The 2,608-nt window shown below is 32.2% G+C and carries 3 protein-coding genes; all 3 read right to left on the bottom strand.

Annotated features, from left to right (window positions below; all coding sequences use genetic code 11):
• The coding region (locus N3F66_14910; GenBank protein ID MCX8125437.1) for a 4Fe-4S binding protein at nt 1-136 on the bottom strand (136 nt) is incomplete at its 3' end.
• A 45-nt stretch (nt 137-181) separates the two neighbouring features.
• A complete protein-coding gene (locus tag N3F66_14915; protein MCX8125438.1) occupies nt 182-973 on the bottom strand; it encodes an electron transfer flavoprotein subunit beta/FixA family protein in 792 nt (263 codons plus the stop codon).
• Between the two features lie 12 nt (nt 974-985).
• Entirely contained in the window at nt 986-2,593 is a 1,608-nt protein-coding gene (locus N3F66_14920; protein MCX8125439.1) for an acyl-CoA dehydrogenase family protein, read from the bottom strand.
• Between the last annotated feature and the right edge of the window lie 15 nt (nt 2,594-2,608).

The following is a 2,608-nucleotide window of genomic DNA, read 5'->3' on the forward strand; positions in this document are numbered from 1 at the left end:
CACATGCACTACATAAAGTACATTTTGAAAAGTCAATCACAGCTTTTTTATCAACCATTTTTATTGCTTCAAATGGACAGACTATAACACACTTACTACAACCTATACATGTTGAAAGCACCTCTATAGATGCCATAAAAACCTCCTTAAAATACAAAAACAAAATAAGGTAAAAAAATTTTCATTTAATAAAGTTTTCTTGTTTCATAATATCTAAAATCTTAGAGGCAGCTTCAACAGAAGTAGTATTTATAAAAACAGTATTTGTTTCTTTTTTTGGAGGATATATTTTTGAAACCTGAGTTGGAGAACCTTTAAGTCCTATTTTTGATAAATCAGCATTTATATCATTAGCATTCATTACAACAAATTTTTTTGAAGTAGCATTAAAAATATCAACAAATGAAGGATAAGGAAGCTCAAAATCCTTTGGTTTAACCATCGTAACTACACAAGGTAAGTCGCACTCAACTATATCATAACCATCATCAATATGTCGCCTAGCTTCTAACTTTCTTCCTTTTACATTTATCTCATCACAAAATGATATAACAGGAATAGATAAATGAACACTTATACCAGGTCCAACTTGAGCAGTATCTCCATCTATAGCTTGCATACCACATATTACCAAATCTGGTTTTGCTATTTTTCTTATACCTAATGCTAAAGCATATGAAGTAGCCCAAGTATCAGAACCAGCAAAAGCCACATCAGACAACAGATAACCCGCATCACAACCAAGCGCTAAAGCAAGCTGGATGACAGATTTCGCTTGAGGTGGTCCCATAGATATGACATTTATAATAGAATGAGGATGATCTTTTTTAATTTTAAGTGCAACTGTTAAAGCAAAGTGATCGTAAGGATTTAAAATTGATGGAACACCTGTTCTAATTAATGTCCCTGTTTGAGGATTTATTTTAACTTCAGTACTATCTGGTACTTGTTTGATACATACAAATATATTCATTATCCCTCCAATTTATTTTGCTTTAAAAACTTCACAAAGTGATTTTGATATCATATCCATATCTTGAAGTATTCCATATTGTCTTTTTTCAATTTCAGAAATATTCACCTTATCAAAAATATTTATTGATTTATCAGAAGCAGATAAACAAATTGATGAACCTTCATTTGCTATCTGAAAAGCTGCTTTTTTTGCAAATACTCTTGCCATAGCTTTATATGTATTAATATCAAATTTAAAAGATTCAGAAAGTTTTTCAGATGCAACAGTTTTAGAAAAAATATAAGCATGTTCAGCTAAACTTATGAGTTTCCCAAGCACAAAAGTAATATATTGGTGTCTTGTAAGCCTATTTATTCTACACTCCTCTAAAACTGCACCTAAAGCCTTAAGTGCAAGAGATGTTTCATAAAGTCCACAATCATTATGTTTTTTAGAAAGTTCTTCACATTCTTTCGCTATATTTAAATAATACTCCCCCTTAGATTTTAAATAGTCCTGCCATCTTCCTCTATATATTGTCATCTCCATTATTTCATTTGTACCTTCATATATACACGTAATTTTTACATCTCTTTTTATTTTTTCAACAGGAAAATCTTTTGTATAACCATACCCCCCAAGAGCTTGAATTGCATCTTCAGCTGATTTATTTCCAGATTCAGTAGCAAAATATTTAGCAATAGCTCCTTCAGTTTGAAGACCATGCTCTCCATTATCAAGTCTGTTTGCAATATATTCAATATACGATCGTGCTGCTTCAAGATTTACAACATTAGGCACTATAAGTTTATGAGTATAACCCTGTTTTTCAGAGAGCGGACCACCAGCTTGAATTCTTTGTTGAGAATATCTTATTGCAGTCTCCATAGCTGCCCAACCACACCCAAGTCCAAAAGCAGCAACCATAAGTCTTGTATATCCAAAAACTGCTTGAGCTTGAAGTAAACCTTGTCCTTCAATACCTCCAATTAAATTATCAAAGGGAACATAAACTTCATCAAGAGAAAGTCCCGCTGTATTTGAAAGTCTTATACCATGTTTATCTTCATGATGAGCAGGAGTAAATCCTTCTGTATTTCTTTCAACTATAAACCAACTAGGTCCTCCTGGTGCCATAGCAAGTATAGTGTATAAATCTGCAATTCCACCATTTGAAATCCACTGCTTTATACCTGTAATTTTATAACCAATAACTTTACCATTTTTTACAACATGTTCAGCTCTTGTTTTTAAATTAACTAAATCACTTCCAGCATCAGGCTCTGTTGCACCATATGCAACCATTAATCTTTCTTTTGCAATTTTCTTTAACCATTTAGCTTTCTGTTCTTCCGTCCCTCCAACATTTAAAGGATCAATTCCTAAATATGTAGCAAAAACACTTGTTGCAATACCAAGATCTATTCTTGCAAGAAGCTCACATATTCTATATAAGTCATAAGTACCTCCACCTAATCCTCCATATTCTTTAGGTATTGCAATAAGATGAACTCCCAATATCTTTGGATCATACATTTCTCTAAGAATATCTATAGGACATTCATTTTTCGCATCTAATTCTCTTAAAAATTCATGACCTAATTTCCTTTTAGCATACTCCTTTAACGAATCAAGCATTAATCCTCTTGTAAC

The sequence above is a fragment of the Spirochaetota bacterium genome (genome assembly GCA_026414805.1).
GTDB lineage: Bacteria > Spirochaetota > UBA4802 > UBA4802 > UB4802 > UBA4802.